This window comes from Thermosulfuriphilus ammonigenes (assembly GCF_011207455.1).
Lineage (GTDB): Bacteria > Desulfobacterota > Thermodesulfobacteria > Thermodesulfobacteriales > ST65 > Thermosulfuriphilus > Thermosulfuriphilus ammonigenes.
This window is the reverse complement of the sequence record NZ_CP048877.1, coordinates 469976-487472: the sequence shown is the minus strand read 5'-3', so window position 1 is coordinate 487472 and position 17497 is coordinate 469976. Positions and strand designations below refer to the sequence as shown.

The following is a 17497-nucleotide window of genomic DNA, read 5'->3' as shown; positions in this document are numbered from 1 at the left end:
ATTCAATAAATTATTGAGAGGTTTTATAGGATGAGCAAGGGAAAGGTTATCACCGTAACCCTTTCCGAAGAAACTTGGAGGGAGCTTAGAAGAAGGGCTGCTCTGGCGGGGAAAAGCATTTCCGCTTTCGTCCGGGAACGGATAGAAGAAGAGCTGGGACAAAAAGGGAACATTTATGAAGAAGTTCACAGGGAACTGGAAGAGATAGCCCGGAAAGTAGGGGGGCACCTGGAAAGGTGGAACCGGGAAGAACTTTATGACTTATAAGGCGTTTTTTGACACTAACATCCTGGCTTACGAGTTTGAACTAAAAGATCCGAAGAAGAGGGCTATTGCGAGACAGCTTCTTGCCGAGTGGAGACCCTCGGGTCGAATGATGATTTCGGTGCAGGTTTTACAGGAACTTTACGTAGTCCTTACCAGAAAGATGGGAATCGCCGAAGAAGATGCCGAATCCATAGTACAGCGGTATGCCAAATTACCGACCATAGTAATCACGGATCCGCCGCTTGTACTACGGGGAATAGAGATAAGCCGGAAGTATAAAATTTCTTTCTGGGATGCGCTTATTGTCAGTGCGGCAAAGAAAGGAGGTTGCAGGGTTCTCTTCACGGAGGATCTATCCCACGGCATGAAGCTTGAAGGGGTGGAGATCATCAATCCGTTTAAGGGTAACCCTTATCTGAATCTTTAAGCGATGAATCTGAGTAGGAAAAAACACACCGATCGCAGAAAAAACACACCGATGTATTACTCTATGCTTTGTTTTAGCTTTGTTGATGGGCATTAGAACTGTCCTCCAAGTGCTCAAGTATTGCATCTATAGTTTTAATAGTTTCTTCATCGTTAGAATGTTCTTTAATATTGTTAAGTTTATCTTTTATATCTTTTATAAATTCATTGTTCAATGTTTGTTTATTTTCTTCAATAATCAATAGAAAAAGTTTATAAGGTGTAGCATTGTCTTTAATGTCTATTAGCTTATCAAAAACTCTTTCAATTAAATCTATGTCTATATTGTTGATAAGATGTCTTGCTTCTCCTAAAAGTTTAATGTGGTCCTCTTGTGTTTTTGACAACTCCTTACTTAACTCCTCAATAATTTTCCTTATTAGCCTTAAAATGTCTTTTTTCTTTAGTATATATTCTGCATTAGCAAAAAGAAATTCCAATATATGGGAATTATTATCATTTACATTTATGAAATTTTCTAAAATTTTTTGACCAAAATTGTCTGAAGTATAGTCAACATCTAATCTCTGCTTAGATGTCACTAACAGCTCAAGCATGCTATAAATATAATCTTCTTCAAAAATCTTTGAAATATGTTTCTTAATAAATTCTTTTACTTTTTGAGTTATATCATCTTCTCTCAACCACTCTTTATTTAAGATATCTGAAAGTAAAAATCTAATTGTTTCTTTATGAATTATACTAAGCTTATTATTCTCCTTCCGAGTTAAATTATCTATTACTATATTTTTATACCAGAATTTATCTTTTTTGTTTTTGTGCAAAATAATGTTTTCGTATTTTTCATGGATATTTCTGCTTAGCAAAATATAATAATCAACTAACATTTTGTCTGTATAGAAAGCTTCATCCAATATTAATTCCAAAATAAAAGATTTATATCCATCGGATATGTGACTCCATTGTTGTTCTAATTCGTCCAGAAAACCATATATAAGAGCAGTATTATATAAAAGTGATAAATACTCGGTTAAAGTACTATCAAGCTTTTTATAATTAACAACCGCTCCATATACTTCTTTTAAATTAATATTCCCGAAATTAGCCATAGGTTGGACTTCAGCAGATAAATCCAAAATTATAGATATTATTGATAGAGGTGCCAATGTATTCCTCGTTTCTTCAATCTTTTGAGCCATACGTAAATATACTGAAATGATGAACTTTTCAAAATTCCTAATTTGTTGCAAAGTATTAGAATTTTCCGACTTATCTTTTTCTTGTCTATAAATATTTATTGTGTGTATTGCCATTAAGTCAACTAAAGATTTGTTCCTGAATAGATAATTAACGATATGATTTTGATAGTTTGGATTATTGGGGTTGTTCCAGTAATTCCAAATAATGTTTTGACTGAAAAGCTCCTGAATTAATGTATGGAGCCTTCTTATAAAATCTATTGAGCAATTAATGTCTAACCTTTTCAATTTCAATAGGATTTTAAGCAGAGTATAACACCGATCATCTATTTCTTTTAAGAAGTTAAGGTTATTTGTTATTCTATTATTTATTAAGTTTATAATCTCCCCGATATTTAAAGATTTGATATTAATAATAGGTTCTATGAATGCTTCATGGGAAGACGCTGCTTCAACTAAATCTAAAATTATTAATTCTTTCTGGTTAATATCTAATTCTTCAAATTTCTTTTGTAACTTATTAGCAAGTTCATTTCTTATATTTATTAATTTATCTAATTCTGCCAAGGCTTTTATAAAAGTAAGCTTACGTTCATACTTCACCCTATTCCTCCTTTGAAGTAAGCGTTATGATTTCTGCACTTTTCTCTATAAACATATTCCTGATTTCTGTATTAGAATCTATTATGTATTTAAACTCATTCACGTTAGAAATATCCAGCTTAGACAACTCCTCTATATCAGCAATTATATCCTTTAAGGATGTGATAATAAATGTTTCATAAGTATTATATGTATTATATACTTTTAGCTTAGATTTCTGAAAGGAAAATATAAGCTTGAGTAGTAAGTTTATATCCTGCTCATAATCACTCTTTGACTCTATGGCTGCATCAATTAAAGCAATAATCTTATCTTTATCTCCAAGCAGTTCAACTATTTTATTTATGGTGTCCACATCTTTAGTATTGATAGCATTATTAAATTGTTCAACAAATAGTGTGTATATTTTATCTGTTCTATAAAATTGTTTTAGTAAAGATGCAAGAACTTCTTTTTCAGTAAATTCATTTTTAGCAATGTCTATAATTTTTTTAATTTTCTCAAAACTACCACTTTTACTGCTTCTATCGGCATTATTCCCATTGACTGATTGTATAACTTTCTCAAAGCTTTTAGACTCTTCAAATTTATCTATAAATCCTTTTAATTCTTCACTTAGATAATTATTAAGTATTACAAATAAAGCTTGAAGTTTCAAATCTGGAGCTTTTTCAAAGTTTTGCCAATAAATATAATTTTCAACGAGGCTATTTATAAAGTTTTTAATCTCCCGTGGAGTAAGATTAGTATTTGATTCAATAATAGCTTGTTCAAATAAGCGTCTAATAAATAATATGTCATTTTCAGAAATACTTGAAGAGCTGAAAGCTTCCTTTATTAGTTCCACAAAGAATTCCCTCCAATTTGTGTGACTAATGTTTGGTATAGTAATCTTGTAAGGAAAAATTTTCTCTAAGAAATCACGTGCAAACTTTTCTCTTTCCCCATCATCAGAATCACTTTTTGCAATTATTGTCTTTACAGTTTTCTTAAGGCGCTCTTTATCTATGGGTATAAGAAAGTAAATATTATTAAATTTGGATTTGCTTATAGCTTCGTTTGTCAGTTGTATTAGAGAGAGTGTATTCAAGACAGTTTCATCTTCTACCCTGTCTATGTTATCAAAAACTATAATGAACGGACTATTTGTATCGAACTTGTTTTTCTCTTTTGCTATTTTAATAATATCAGATAGGTATTTTTCGTAATCATAATTTGTGAATTCTAAATCTTCTTTTGTTGTGTGAGATTCTGTAATATTTGCTTTTCTTAAAAAGTAAAAATTTATAAAATCACTTAATACTTGACTTATAAATTTTCTTTTCCAAAGAATTAACAATGTGAGAATCACGAGAATAATCCATTTAGGCGCGAATTTATCCCAGCGATCAACCAAATTATTTGGAACCAAAGGCAGTATTAGGTATCTCAAGATTTTAGTAAGAGCAATAATTATAACTGATAATATCAGTATAGATGTTAAGTATTTGATAGGTTTATCTAGCTTTGATAATGGCTTAGAATCAATAATCCTATTTATTACTTTTCTTGTTAAGACAGTTTCCATAGTTAGTTTACCATTACCGATCTCTTGTTTATATTCTTCCTCCTTAACTCCTAACTTATTTGCCAATTCTAATAGAAAAGCTCTCTTTAGAAAATCTCCCCTGTGGGACCATGAATCAAATATAAATATCTTCTTATCTCCTAATTCTTGTTTTAATATCTCTACTACAGTAGATTTACCTGAGCCCCAAGAACCAAAGAGACCTATTATTTTCTTCTTATGACCATTTTCCTTGCTGGCATGAGTCAAAGCAATTATATTCTTTATACTTTTAGCAATATTATTGTGCAATCCGATTTTATCTTCAAATACAGGGCAGTCATCTAAAAACCTTAGCTGATACTGACTATTCACAGCGACGCCCCCTAAAGGCTTTGTTTAAAATACTTTCTTTGAAATATATAGCTTCGGAAAGAATATCATACATATAAAATACATATACAATAGTACTCTTTTTGATATAACAATACTACCTTTTGAGACTAAAGAAGCTGAACAACTTTTAACCCCTTCTTTTGCTATTTTTCGTTCAGTGTCATTAACATAATATTTCCTGACTTTTACCTAAGTCTTTTGGCGCTAGCCATTTAGTGCTCCTTTCCCAATACTCTTTTACACCCGTCTTAGGCGTTGAACTAATTTATATTTTAAAAAACTTAGCATCCCCCAGCTTCGCCCACCTATACCTCTTTTTATCCTCCTAAGCTTCTTTGAAGATTATATTTAATACACTTTCAAATAGTATTTTGGTTTCTTCCAAAGCCTTTTGGCAACTTTATAAACTCCAGTATGATATGGATCTCACACATATGGCAAGCCAAATTTACCGCGATAATGGTTGAGAATATTAAGGTCATCAATGCTCAATTCTTTCTTATAGACCTCCCAATAGTCTGGCTGATCTTCTGGCATCCTTATTAAAGGGCTTTGTTTTGCAATGCTATCCATAATTTCTTCCATCTCATCGTCTAATCCCCACAAAACAAGTCCTCTATCTTGATTAAACAATTTGCAAATTTCACAAAAAACCATGTTCAAATTTTTTGTTAACCTATTCAACGTATCTATATTAAACGAATATTTTTGACGCACTTTGCGATCAGTCATCCATTTGCAAATGTGCTATTTCATTATGCCTAATCACTAGAACTTTCTTGTTTGTTTCATCTACATTTTTCAAGTAGTTTTCTAATTTTAGACACTTTATTTCCGCGATTATCTACTGCAAACTTAATTTTTTTTAAGATCTTTTTCTGTTATTCTGAAAATTATCAGGACACATGTGTCATAAAACTTCTTTAGAGTAAGCTCCCAAAAAGTGAATGAGGGCTTGGGGAAAAACAAATCTCATGGAAAGTTAATTATTTTTTCCAAAATAAAAAGGCTTGAGTTCACTTGGACCAACTGCCACCATAGAACTTTGATTTTTCTTTTGACACTTTCTTCAAATTCTTCTCTCATTCAAGCAACCCTCCCATTTTCCCCCTTGATCTTTGAATAGCCTCTCCCACGCCTCCAATATGAGATGTTTGGTGCGGTATTCGCCGAATTGGCGGATTTCTTTCTCCTTTAAAACCCTGAAAGTCTCGCCGGGGAAGGAGGGGCCGAAGACGTCCTGGGGGTCGAGGATGTAGCGGAGTTCTTCTTCGGTGAGGCCGTAGAGTTTGGCGAAGAAGGCGTCGAGTTCGGCGCGGAGGCGGGCGCGGCGAGACTCGTCCCACTTGAAAGGTGGAAGGGGGCAGGCGTCCTTGTTGGGATGGTCAGGATTAAGGGAGTAAATGATCTCAAGCCATTCGGGGGGCGAATGGCGAATGGCGAGTGGCGAATGGTTGCGGTCCTTCGGACCTGTTCCCTGTTCTCCGTTCGCTATTCCCTGTTCGCCGTTCGCTATTCGCTGATTTTCCTCCCATTGTTTGCGGATGGCGGAGCGGAGGTCTTCATCGGCCTCGGCCCAGAGGTCGTCGGCAAAGGGCTTTAGATCCCAGGCGGTGTAAGTGAGCTCTAAGATGCGGGGAATGGCGAATAGTAAGTGGCGAGTGGTATAGATTTCGGGTGGGAGGATGGGGAGTTGTTTGAGATAGTGATAGGTCAAATGAGTACCCCCGAGTTTTTGACGAACACAAAAGTCAAAAACCAAAGAATTAAAATTAGCCAATATACAAGCGATAAAAACACTCTGAGGTGATAAAAAAATTAAAGGCATGGTATGCCCCACTCCCACCTTTGGCAGCAGGCTGAAGATGGCGGTGCGTTCATCTGTAGCGCGCGCAACATCCCGAAAACCGATTAGCCAACCTAAGTTTCTCTTGTTTTCTAAATGTTGAAGCACCTCTCCCGCCGGGACCCAATACCAAGATTGAACAACAAAATCGAAGATTCTTTTGTGCCTTGGATCTGGATGGAATAATTGATGTGAGCGTCTCTCCAAACCCTCATAACTCCCGAAGCGGTGGTCGAACTGCCAGATCATTTTGGCTTCGTAGAGGGGCAAATAAATTTCGGCGAGTGGCGAATGGTGAGTAGCGAGTGGTCTATTCCCCGTTCGCCGTTCGCTATTCGCTTTCACAAAAATGTTCCCTTTAAGCTCATACCCTGCGGCCTGCAATTGCTCCCGCGTGCGGAAGAGGTGGCTATCAGAGGACATATTGAACAAACCTTGCTTAAAGGAAACGCCCCAGGGATTTTCGTCGGTCTTTTCGTTCACCAAGACCGGGACGCGGTAGATCTTTTTGGTCAGCTCGGCGTCGTAGCTGGTGCGGAAGACGGGGGTGGTGCGGGTATTGGGGTTTATGCGGGCGATGTCCTCGGCCGTGAGGGTGAAGCTGCGCCGCGGGTCTCTTAAATGCTCCACGCGGATGGCGAAAAAGACGAATTTTGGCGAGGGACCCTCACCCCCAACCCCTCTCCCAGAGGGAGAGGGGAGAAAAGATGAATGGTGAAGAGTGAGGAGAGAAAACTTTTGTTGAGTGGTTACGGCTGGGAATAGCCTTTCCCTATTCTGAAAATCATAAAGGCTGGCAAGCAGGCCGTTTTCCATGAGGTGGCTAAAGAAATGTTTATTCGTATCGTCGGTGGCGATGCCGGTGGGAACGATGATGCCGGCTCGGCCCGCGGGGCAGGTGAGCCGCAGGGCCAGTTCGGCAAAGACGCTGTAGGTATTTAACTTTCCATAAGCAGTTAATGGGAAGCGCCCACTTTTACGGATGTAATGATTGATAGCCGCCTGGTAATGTTTGGCTTTTAAATATTCTTCATACAGTGCTGGATTGGTTTCTTTCAATTTATTAATCAACTTTTTCCGCTCTGCTGAATTTCTGGTCTGGGCTATTTCTGGAGCACGTGTGGCGAAAAATTGAACTTCTTCAAGTTGCATCATTTCCCAGGGCGGATTTCCCAGAACCACATCGAAGCCGCCCCGGGCAAAGACCTCGGGAAACTCAAGCGGCCAGTGGAAGAAGCGGTGCTTCTCGGCCAGGGCCTCGGCCTGGGCAAGCTTCTGGGGAGAAAGGGCGCCGGGGTTGGCTAAAAGACCATAGAGATCGTGCGAAGTGGGCACCAAGGAAGTGGTTTTCTGGGTCTTGGGCATGAAAAAGGCCGAAGTCCAGAGATCACAGGCCCGTTTAAGCTTTTCCCATTCGGGCTTTCGGCGCAGGGCCTGCCAACGAGCGGTCTTTTCGTGGAGGGCCTCCACCGTGTCTTCGGCAAGTTCGTCCACCTTGCGGAACTCTTCCGCCAGCTTCTCTATTTCTCCTCTGGGGTTAAAAAGACTCTCCCCGAAAAGTCTCCTCCGGGCTCTCCTGTTGGTATTCCGAAGTTCCTGACAGACGGACCTTTCGTCTCCTTCAAGGGGTTTGAAGGCCTCATCCGGGATGCCCTGGGTGAGCACGTTAAGGTCAAAAACGCCAACCAGAGAGTCCCCGCATTTGATGTGGTGGTCAAGAAAAGTGAGGGGTTTTCCGGGGACGTGGGCTTCGATCCACAGGGCCACGCGACAAAGTTCAACCGCCAGGGGATTCTTGTCCACCCCGTAGATACAATGAGCGATGACCTCACGCACCGCCTTGCGCACGGCCTCTGGGGAGGGTTCGTCTTCCCCAGTCTCAATGCGGGCTAGCTCCTTGCCAAGCCTTCTGGCGGCAGCCAAAAGAAAATGTCCGGAGCCACAAGCCGGATCGATGATGCGAAGGCCAAGAATGGCCTTCGCGGCGAATAGCGAATAGTTTGCTGTTCGCCATTCCCCGTTCGCTATTCGCTTGGCTTCCTTGAGGCGTTCTTTGATTACGGGTTCGAGGGCGGAGCGGATGAGCTCCGCTACCAGCGGCGCAGGGGTGTAGTAGGAGCCGGTTGATTTGCGTTCGGTGCCGGGATTGAGCTCAAAGGTTAGAACCTGGCCTTCTTTTTTGGTGACCGTAGGCTGATAGTCTAGAAGGCTTTCGTAAACCGAGCCAAGCTCTTCGACATCCAGGGCCGCGTAGTTGATGCGGTGCGGAAGGTCGGCCCCGCTTTCCCGGTAGTTAAGAAGCCACCAGAGGGCCGAAAGGAGCTCCCGGTTGCGAATGAGGCATTCATCCAGAAAGAGCGGGGAGAAAAGCTCGCCGTTCAAAGGGCTTAGCCCGAGATAGGAGGCCAGGGGCCTGCCCCCGGCCTTCGGGGTGGCGTCGCTTAAAAGTTTCCAGAGGACGCGGAGCGAAAGCCAGAGATCCTCATGCTCGGTGTAAAAGGAGCGGTTTTCCACCAAGCGTCTGAAGCGGGAGACGCTATAGTGCTCGCGATAGAGGGGATCGTCACTTAAGAGCCCGCGGTCTTCCGCCACCAGGAGAAACAAGAAGCGATAGATGAGCCGCAGGAGATCGCGGTAGAAGGCCAGGGCGTTGTAAGAGTCGTCCGGGGAGGAGAGGCGCTCCCTGAGCCTGTTATTTTCCGGGTGGCTGAGGAAGCCCTGGGCCAGCTCCGTGAGGCAGGAGACCACACTGTCGCGCAGGCGGTCGCGGGCCCGTTCACCCTCTTCAAGAGAAAGTTGGTAGTACTGCTCAAGCAAACACTGGGAGGCGTCTTCAGCGCCCCTGGGGAGGCGGCTGCGGTGCAGGAGGCGGAAAAGGAGCAAAAAATCTTCGAAAAGGTGCTGCTCAAAGATGGCCTCCAGATCAAATTCAAGATAACACTGGCGGCGGAGGTAAGTGCTGTCGCGCAGGAGACGGATCACCCTGCCATTGGTCACCAGGCCCCAGAGGGCCTCGGTGCGGTTAAGAAACTCCTGGACCAAAGAGTGGGGCGAAAAGCGCGATCTCTCCGCGAGCTGCCCCAAGGGTTGTTCAAAGGAGACGATGTGGACCGGAGGGGCGTAAAGGTCTTCCCCGGCGCGGTGGGAGATGCGGAAGGTAAGCCCGCCTTCTTTGTATTTGTAATAGTGGGGGTGGTTTGAGTAAAGCTCATAGCCCAGAAGACCAAGCAGGGGAATGGCTAAATATTCCCGGGTGAGGCGGGGGAGGCGTTCCCCTCGCGCTTCTTTCGGTAGCCTTTCGAGGCGATGCTTGAAGATTTCCCAAAGGGAGCGGGCGTCGGCAAAGACCGCGGCTATCTCGTTAATGAGGTCCTGGCGCGAGGAGAGGCCAAAATCTGCTGGTTTTTGGCCGGGAAGGTCCTGGTTGATAACCCTTTCAAAGAGATCCGGGGCGAAAAGCCCGCCTTCCATGCGCACCGCGGGAAAGATCTTCATCCTCTCACCATTGGTTGCAGGATTAAAAGGCCGAGGAGATCCGGCGGCCATTGAGGCCTAACCTTGAGCTCCTTTATCCGCAAAGAAACCGCGCGACGGATGCGTTTGTGGCTTTCTTCAAGTTCTTTGGCCCGGGAAAGAATCTTTGCCTTGAGAGCCTTTTGCAGGGGGCGGTTATCCTCCCTGGAAGACCAGGGTTCAAGCTCTTCTAACACCAAAGAAAGGAGTTCTTTTTTCTCCGGCAGAGGAACGTTGCCCTCGGGTTTGGCCTTGAGAAGAAGATCAAGGGCTTTTTGGGAGCCGAGAAGCTCGTTTTGGCCAAGGGTAAAGCCCTCCACCATCACTTCTTCGGCAAGGAGCGGGCTCTTTTGGGGGATCTCCAACAGATACCTTACCCTTAGAAGCAGAAGGGCCGTTAAGCGGTTGACGAGACTGGTGCGGATTACTCCGCCCCGGGGAGCGCGGGCTTCTGGCCCTTTGGTGAGGGCTTCTTCAAAAAGGAAACGGGCCATAGCGGTCACCAGACGGTGGTTGCGCCCTATATACTCCGCGCCCTGTGGGGTGGGCGAGACAAAACTGATCCGCCAAAAGCGCTCTTTCTCTCGGGGAAGTTCGGCCCGGATGGCTTCCGGGAGGAGGCTTAAGGCCTCCGGGGTAAGGTTTACCAGAAAGACGTCTTCTTCCTTAGGGTCAGGCCGGAGATCAAGCCCCAGCCGCTTAGCCGCCGAGAGGACAAAGTTTTTGACCGCCTCTGGATCGCCAAGGACTTCGTCGGTGGCTTCAAGCTCACGTTTTACTTCTTCGGGCTTTAAGGCCCGTTGGGCGAACCGGGTGCGGTTTATACGCTCCCGCTCCCGGCTCAAATCCCATTTTTGATGAAACTCCCTGACCGGCGGAAGGGAGGCATAATCAAAGAGCTCTTTTTGACGTAGATCCTCGCCTTTTCCCTTGAGAAAGAGGGCGTTTATGACCGCCTGCATTACGGATTCGCTCTCTTCAGGCACGGGGACGTGAGTGCCCAGGGTCTTGTAGATTTCCCGGGCCTTTTCAAGGAGGACCTTGATCACCGCTCCATCTACCGGGTTGTCTTCACCGTAAAGAAGAATGGCCTTAACTTGGGGAGAAAGCTTTTGCCCGTAACGATCTACCCGGCCTTCGCGCTGTTCTAAGCGGTTGGGGTTCCAGGGAAGATCGTAATGGATTACGGCGTTAAACTTCTCCTGCAGGTTTATGCCTTCAGAGAGACAATCCGTGGCCACTAAAACCCGGGGTTTATCAGGATCAAGGTTTTCGATTTTAAAGCGTCTTTCTTCTTCAGGGACACGCCCGGTGAGACAAACGACCTGCACCTCCCGGGGGAGAACATCCTCCAGGGCCTTGGCCACATATTCTGCCGTGGCCACGTAACGACACCAGATAACGGGATAAAACCCTTCGGAAAGGAGATTTTTAACTTCCTCAAGACATTTCTTAAGCTTGGTGTCTTCGGGGGAATTAAGGAGCTTTCGGGCCAGTTTTTCGAGTTTTTTCAAGCGGCGGCGTTCGCTTTCAAGAAGGTATTTTTCGCTTTCCTCAATAGGGGGCACAGGGGTTTCGTCTTCCACCATCTGGTCGGCACTTTCATAAACAAAGCCTTGATAGGCCTCGTCTTCGACAGAAGAGTCCTCCGGCTCGGTTAAGGAGTTGTCTTTGGCGGAGCGGCGAGCCTCAAGAGCGGCTACGGCGGCAGCCGGGCTTGACATCACACAGCGCAAAAGGGCCAGGGCTCCCCAATAACGAACGCGGGTCCTGCGGTCCTCCAGACCCGGGCCGGTTTTGACTATTTCGGTGCAGTAATGATAGGTCTCGCGAAAGAGATCCCAATACACCGGGGAGAGTCTATAAGTCCGTTCCAGGGATATCCTCTCAGGGAAACAGCGGTCAGCCTCCCAGATACTTTCGATATCTTTCCGCGTGCGCTGGACGAAATGTTTGGCCAGGAGTTTACGCTGCTCTTCGGTGAGCGATCCCAGGTTCCAGTCTTGGAATTCCGGCCGGAGCAGGCCAAGCAAAGAGCGGAAGGCCTCCTCTACACCGCTGTGCGGGGTGGCAGTAAGCAAGATGAGGTGTCTTTTTTCGTCGTCGGCGATCTCTCTTAGTAGCTGGTGCCTTAATTGCTGGGCGCGGTTGCGCCCTGCGGTGTCCGCCGCCCCATGAACTTCGTCCACAATGACCAGCTCGGGACAGAACTGGAGAAATTGATACTTGTTTCGCTCGGTTTTAACCCAGTCAATACTGATCACCAGATAGGGGAAATATTCGTAAATGCTTTTGTGGCGGGGCTTTAGGCGATCCAACCGCCCAATGGTGCTCGTTTGTACGGTTACGGCTTCAAGGTTGAATTTTTCTCTTAGCTCTTTTTCCCATTGATCGCAAAGGTAAGGTGGGCAGAGGACCGCCAGGCGGGAAACCTCGCCGCGATCAATAAGCTCTCTGGCAATGAGTAAAGCTTCGATAGTCTTTCCCACTCCTACGTCGTCGGCGATGAAAAGCCTTACCGGATCAAGGCGAAGAGCCATGAGCAGGGGAACAAACTGATAGACCCGGGGCCGGATGGAGATCCGCCCCAGGGAACGAAAAGGGGCCGCGCCGTCGCGCAGAAGCAGCCGGGCTGCTTGCCAGAGAAGATGGGTTCCCAAGGCGTCTGAAACTTCATCAGGAGAAGGGGGAGGGAAGGAAGAGGGGAAAATTCTCTCCTCAGGGAAGCTGTATCCCAGAAGATTGGCTAGTTGCTGATGCACCAAGACTGTTTCGTCGGTGGCTCCGGTAAGAGGCCGTAAGGCGATAACATTTTCTTGAGGGCTGGGAAGGAGTACCCAGTCCCTTTTTCTAAATCGTACGATCGAGCCCCAGGTAAGCATTTTCCTCTTCCTTACGGTTCTTCCCTGCGTAAATTCGGGTTCTACGGAATCATTTGGCACTTCCTGTACACCCATTTACCAAACATCATCCCCTGTTGTCCTATCCAAAAACCTTTCCCTTGGCAATTTCAGGTTTTTGAAGCCATATTCAGTCCACTTTGGTCCGGAGATCCTGAGGGCTAAGGGAGAAGAAGGGATCGGTCTATAGGAAAATATTCGAAAAATTTGATTGATAGCCCCTCTTGTTTAAAAAAATCTTTAAAAAAGACTATTTTTTTACTAAAATCTCTCAAATATCTTAATCCAAACCTAAAAAGGGCCTTAAAATTTTTTAGAAATTTTCTTGACAAAGAGTTAATTCAAAGTAAGTTTGGCTTTAAATAAATGTAAAGGAGAGTTTTATGGAAAGAGAAACCCTCAAAAAAGCTCCTCTTACCAGCGGGGGGCGTAAGAAGGAGAGTTGGTGGTCTTATCGGGTGAATTTGGCGCCTCTTAGGCGAAACGAGGCTCGATCCAATCCTTATGGAGAGGGCTTCAACTATGCTGAGGAGTTTCAAAAGCTTGACTTAAGGGCGGTAAAAGAGGATCTGCGTCGTTTGATGACCGACTCCAAGGAGTGGTGGCCCGCAGACTTTGGACATTACGGGCCACTATTTGTGCATCTGGCCTGGCACAGTGCCGGTTCCTATCGGCTCTTCGATGGTCGAGGTGGTGCCCGGGGGGCTTACATGAGGCTTGCCCCCCGCAACAGCTGGCCCGACAATGTCAACCTGGATAAAGCCATGCGTCTTCTCTGGCCTGTAAAAAAGAAATATGGGCGCCGACTCTCCTGGGCTGATCTCCTAATCCTGGCCGGAAATGTGGCTCTGGAGTCCATGGGGGTGAAACTCATGGGTTTTGCCGGCGGACGTCCCGATGTCTGGGAGCGCGACGAAGTTACCTACTGGGGTTCCGAAAGCGAATGGCTCTCTGATGAGACCCGCAGGCGGGAAAAGGGGATAGAAGATCCCCTTTCTGCCACCCAGATGGGGCTCATCTACGTCAACCCCGAGGGGCCGGGTGGCAACCCGGATCCTGAGGCGGCTGCTCGGGAAATCCGGGCCATCTTCGCCCGCATGGGGATGAACGACGAGGAGACCGTGGCCCTCATTGCCGGAGGACACAGCTTCGGAAAATGCCATGGGGCCGCCGGAGAGGAGTATCTGGGTCCGGAGCCCGAGGAGGCTGAGCTTGAGGAGCAGGGCCTGGGCTGGCGCTACCACTACGGCTCTGGAAAAGGGCCGGATACCTTTACCAGTGGTTTTGAAGGGGCCTGGACGGTAACTCCTATCAAATTCGGCATCAACTTTCTGCACAACCTCTTCAAGTACGAATGGGAGCTTGTCAAAAGTCCGGCGGGAAAACATCAGTGGGTGGCTAAAGAGGCCCCAGAGATTATTCCCGATGCCCACGATCCGGCCAGGAAGCACAAGCCTTTTATGCTCACTACCGATCTGGCCCTTCGTTACGACCCCATCTACGAAAAGATCGCCCGCCGTTTTCTGGAAAACCCTGAAGAGTTTGAAAGAGCCTTTGCCCGGGCCTGGTTCAAGCTTACGCACCGCGACCTCGGCCCCCGGAGTTTTTATCAGGGGCCCGAGGTGCCAGAGGAGGTCTTCCCCTGGCAGGATCCCCTACCGGAGAGGCACTTTGACCTCATAGAGGAAGAAGAGATCAAAGAACTTAAGCAAAAGATACTTTCCTCCGGCCTTGAGATTTCGGAACTTGTCTTTGTCGCCTGGGCCTCGGCCTCCACCTTTCGGGCCAGTGACCTTCGCGGCGGGGCTAATGGGGCCCGCATTCACCTTCACCCCCTAAAAGACTGGGAGGTGAACAATCCCCCACTTCTTGAAAAGGTTTTGCGCGTCCTTGAGGGAATCCAGAGGGACTTCAACTCTTCTCAAAAGAGCAGCAAACAGGTCTCCCTGGCGGATTTAATTGTCCTTGGCGGATGCGCCGCGGTGGAGGAGGCCGCCCGGAGAGGGGGCGTGGAGGTTAGCGTGCCTTTTGTTCCCGGACGGGTGGATATCATCCAGGAAGACCTGGATGAGGAAAGCTGGAGATATATGGAGCCACTGGCCGATGCCTTTCGCAACTACCTGAGCCCCAGGGCCCCTCTTTCCCCGGAGGAGATGCTGGTGGACAAGGCCGAGCTTCTCTCCCTTACCGTACCAGAGACGGTGGTTCTCCTCGGCGGGCTACGGGTGCTTAAGACCAATTGGGATGGATCTTCCCACGGCGTCTTTACCGAGCGTCCCGGGGTGCTAACCAATGACTTTTTGGTGAATCTTCTGGATATGGACATAGTCTGGAAACCGACAGACGAAAGCCGGAGCCTTTTTGAGGGCTATGATCGCCTCACCGGGAAGCTGCGTTTTACTGCCACCCGTGTTGATCTCCTTTTCGGACACCACTCAGAGCTCAGGGCTGTGGCCGAGGCCTACGCCGCCGACGACGGTGGAGAGAAGTTTTTAAAGGACTTTGCAGCCGCCTGGGCCAAAGTCATGAACCTGGATCGCTTTAACCTTAAAGTCTAACTCTACAAAGGGAGGCGAGGCCGGAAGCCTTGCCTCCCTTTGATTCTCCAAACTTTTAACTCAACTGAAGAGACAGGCCGCATGGTGGCTGCGCGGCAAAGGAGAGCTCCTTTCCGGGGTGAAATATGGGTAGTAATCATAAAGCCGGCCGAGGGTTTTTAGCTAAATCCATGGGCCTCGATAATGATGTGAGGGGCCCATCAACCAGGGCAGAAAAATCTTTACCACCCCCAAGGCCGTAAGGATGAGCCCCAAAAGAAGGAGCCCGGTAAGTATCAGCCCCAGCCAGACCACCCAATTGTTTGTCCCCCCGGTGCGGGCCAGATAGGCAATAAGCTTCTCTCTTTCGGGAATGTTCATGGCCGCCTCGGCGACCTTGGAGCGGACATGACGGAAGTAGAGATAATTACCTAAAACTCCATAGCCTAGGTGGATAAAAAGAACCCCCAGAGGCCCATGAAAAAAGAAGATTGAGCCCAGGATGTTGCTGAGAAGAAAGGCCACCAGGGCCCAGAGATACATCTTCCGGTAGAGAAACCACCAGAAGCCAAAGGCAAAGGCCGCCCAATTCCAGGTAAAGGTGAACTGACCTCCAGGGACCAGAAAAAACTTTCTGAACTGGGCCAGATAGTAGTCGGCTCGTGGTCCTATGTAGGCCCGGAAGAGATTCTCGTCTATGGGTTCAGAAGAGGCCTTCTCCCCGGCTACATAGGTGACTCCCAGCATTTAAACCCCCAGAAAGTTAGAGATATCACAAAGTTATATATTCTAAGCGTTATCTCAAGAAAAATTTGCCCCTTCAGCCGGAAGTTCATCTCCTTAAAGGCTATCTCTGCCAGGTGACCATGTCTTTAAGGACCTGGTTGCCACCGGAATTGCCTTAGTGGTAAAAGCGGCAGGATAAGGAGGTCTCCCCTTCGGGGGTCTGCTCCGGCAGCCTTTAGCTAATTGTTGGGGCCCTAAGGCTAAGATCCCCTTTTATGCTATGGGGGCTGATAATATTTATCTTTTGTAGTCAAATATTACCTGCAAGGAGGTTTCCCTATGGCCACGAAGATAACCTTTCTGGGACACGCTACCTTTAAAATTCAGACCGCCACCGGGCTCAAAATTCTCATTGATCCCTGGGTAAATAATCCCCAGGCCCCTGATGAAAAGGATCTTGGTCCTTACGATTTTATTCTTGTTACCCACGCTCATGGAGATCACCTGGGAGACGTGCTGGAGGTAGCCAAGAGGGGTGGAGAGGTGGTGGCTATCCACGAAATTCAGCAGTATCTCCTGGCCAAAGGGCTCGGCAATGTCACCGGTATGAATATTGGCGGAACTTATCATACCCAGGGTCTTCGGTTTACCATGGTGCCGGCCCTTCACAGTTCTTCTATCCAGGAAGGGGATAAGATTATTTACGGAGGAGAGGCCTGTGGTTTTGTCATTCGTACCGAAGATGGTCTCTCTGTCTATCATGCTGGGGATACGGCTGTCTTTGGTGATATGCGCCTTATCGGCGAGCTCTATCATCCAGACGTAGCCCTTCTTCCCATCGGAGATCATTACGTTATGGGGCCCAAGGAGGCTGCCTATGCCACCGGCCTTATAAATCCAGCCAAAGTGGTGCCCATGCATTACGGGACTTTTCCGGCCCTCACCGGTACCGTGGATGATTTCAGGGATTTTCTGGAGCGGATGGCCCCTGGGGTAGAAATGGTAGCTCTGGCTCCCGGAGAAAGCCTCACCGTGGGGAAGTAAGTTCAGTGAGGGCGGTAGTTCAGCGGGTCCTTGAGGCCTCAGTGGAGGTTGGAGGGCAGAAAATCGCCGGTATCGGTCAGGGGCTTCTGGTTCTCCTTGGCGCCGGCCGTCAGGATGAGGAGGCCGATGTGGTCTATCTGGCCAACAAAGTGGCTGGCCTGCGAATCTTTGAAGATGACTCCCAACGGATGAACCGATCGGTCCTTGACATTGGCGGCCAGGTTCTGGTTGTCCCCAATTTTACCCTTTACGGCGATTGCCGCCGGGGGCGGCGGCCTTCCTTTGAGGCCGCTGCCCCTCCAGAGAAGGCCAGGGCCCTCTTTGAGCTCTTTGTTAACCAGTTGATCAAGGCCGGAGTCTCCACCCGGGCGGGCCGCTTTCGGGCGGAGATGAAGGTCTTTCTGGTCAACGATGGGCCGGTCACCATCCTTCTTGATTCTCGCAAAACCTTCTAGACCAGCTTATTGACATCGCCTTCCGGCGGGCCTAATTTT

Annotated in this window: 11 protein-coding genes; 5 read left to right on the top strand and 6 right to left on the bottom strand. The window is 47.0% G+C overall.

Features of this window, described 5'->3' with window-relative positions; genetic code table 11:
- The first annotated feature begins 30 nt into the window (after positions 1-30).
- Complete coding sequence (locus tag G4V39_RS02270; RefSeq protein ID WP_166031393.1) at positions 31-267, top strand: ribbon-helix-helix protein, CopG family; 237 nt, start codon at positions 31-33, stop codon at positions 265-267.
- Positions 257-694 carry a PIN domain-containing protein gene (locus G4V39_RS02265; protein ID WP_166031392.1) on the top strand — a complete coding sequence of 146 codons (438 nt, stop codon included), beginning with the start codon at positions 257-259 and terminating at the stop codon, positions 692-694. The genes G4V39_RS02270 and G4V39_RS02265 overlap by 11 nt, the downstream gene beginning before the upstream one ends.
- Before the next feature lie 73 nt (positions 695-767).
- Here the strand turns inward: G4V39_RS02265 and G4V39_RS02260 are convergent, their stop codons facing one another.
- The 5 genes from G4V39_RS02260 to G4V39_RS02240 form a co-directional block, all read right to left on the bottom strand.
- Positions 768-2495, bottom strand: coding sequence for a hypothetical protein (locus tag G4V39_RS02260; RefSeq protein ID WP_166031391.1), 1728 nt, complete (start codon positions 2493-2495; stop codon positions 768-770).
- A gap of 1 nt (position 2496) precedes the next feature.
- Positions 2497-4416 (bottom strand): P-loop NTPase fold protein, encoded by a 1920-nt coding sequence (locus G4V39_RS02255; RefSeq protein ID WP_166031390.1) that lies wholly within the window; start codon positions 4414-4416, stop codon positions 2497-2499.
- A gap of 447 nt (positions 4417-4863) precedes the next feature.
- On the bottom strand, positions 4864-5169 hold the full coding sequence (locus tag G4V39_RS02250) for a hypothetical protein (RefSeq protein ID WP_166031389.1): 306 nt from the start codon (positions 5167-5169) through the stop codon (positions 4864-4866).
- 337 nt (positions 5170-5506) lie between these two features.
- A complete protein-coding gene (locus G4V39_RS02245; protein WP_166031388.1) occupies positions 5507-9778 on the bottom strand; it encodes an Eco57I restriction-modification methylase domain-containing protein in 4272 nt (1423 codons plus the stop codon).
- Positions 9775-12678: a helicase-related protein gene (locus G4V39_RS02240; RefSeq protein ID WP_166031387.1), complete on the bottom strand. Its 2904-nt coding sequence runs from the start codon at positions 12676-12678 to the stop codon at positions 9775-9777. The genes G4V39_RS02245 and G4V39_RS02240 overlap by 4 nt, the downstream gene beginning before the upstream one ends.
- A 401-nt stretch (positions 12679-13079) precedes the next feature.
- On the opposite strand from G4V39_RS02240, the gene katG reads away from it, so the two are divergent.
- Positions 13080-15254: a catalase/peroxidase HPI gene (gene katG, locus G4V39_RS02235; protein WP_166031386.1), complete on the top strand. Its 2175-nt coding sequence runs from the start codon at positions 13080-13082 to the stop codon at positions 15252-15254.
- Between the two features lie 162 nt (positions 15255-15416).
- On the opposite strand, the gene G4V39_RS02230 is transcribed toward katG, so the two are convergent.
- Entirely contained in the window at positions 15417-15980 is a 564-nt protein-coding gene (locus G4V39_RS02230; RefSeq protein ID WP_166031385.1) for a DUF2628 domain-containing protein, read from the bottom strand.
- Positions 15981-16298: 318 nt separating this feature from the next.
- Between G4V39_RS02230 and G4V39_RS02225 the strand changes: the two genes are divergently transcribed.
- Positions 16299-17003, top strand: a complete 705-nt coding sequence (locus G4V39_RS02225) for a metal-dependent hydrolase (RefSeq protein WP_166031384.1) — start codon at positions 16299-16301, stop codon at positions 17001-17003.
- Positions 17004-17008: 5 nt separating this feature from the next.
- On the top strand, positions 17009-17458 hold the full coding sequence (gene dtd / locus G4V39_RS02220; RefSeq protein ID WP_166031383.1) for a D-aminoacyl-tRNA deacylase: 450 nt from the start codon (positions 17009-17011) through the stop codon (positions 17456-17458).
- Positions 17459-17497: the final 39 nt, after the last annotated feature.

Coding starts and splice junctions, on each gene's coding strand:
- G4V39_RS02250 (WP_166031389.1), bottom strand. CDS start 5,169: ATGACTGATCGCAAAGTGCGTCAAAAATATTCGTTTAATATAGATACG.
- G4V39_RS02265 (WP_166031392.1), top strand. CDS start 257: ATGACTTATAAGGCGTTTTTTGACACTAACATCCTGGCTTACGAGTTT.
- G4V39_RS02245 (WP_166031388.1), bottom strand. CDS start 9,778: ATGAAGATCTTTCCCGCGGTGCGCATGGAAGGCGGGCTTTTCGCCCCG.
- G4V39_RS02270 (WP_166031393.1), top strand. CDS start 31: ATGAGCAAGGGAAAGGTTATCACCGTAACCCTTTCCGAAGAAACTTGG.
- G4V39_RS02225 (WP_166031384.1), top strand. CDS start 16,299: ATGGCCACGAAGATAACCTTTCTGGGACACGCTACCTTTAAAATTCAG.
- katG (WP_166031386.1), top strand. CDS start 13,080: ATGGAAAGAGAAACCCTCAAAAAAGCTCCTCTTACCAGCGGGGGGCGT.
- G4V39_RS02240 (WP_166031387.1), bottom strand. CDS start 12,678: ATGCTTACCTGGGGCTCGATCGTACGATTTAGAAAAAGGGACTGGGTA.
- G4V39_RS02230 (WP_166031385.1), bottom strand. CDS start 15,980: ATGCTGGGAGTCACCTATGTAGCCGGGGAGAAGGCCTCTTCTGAACCC.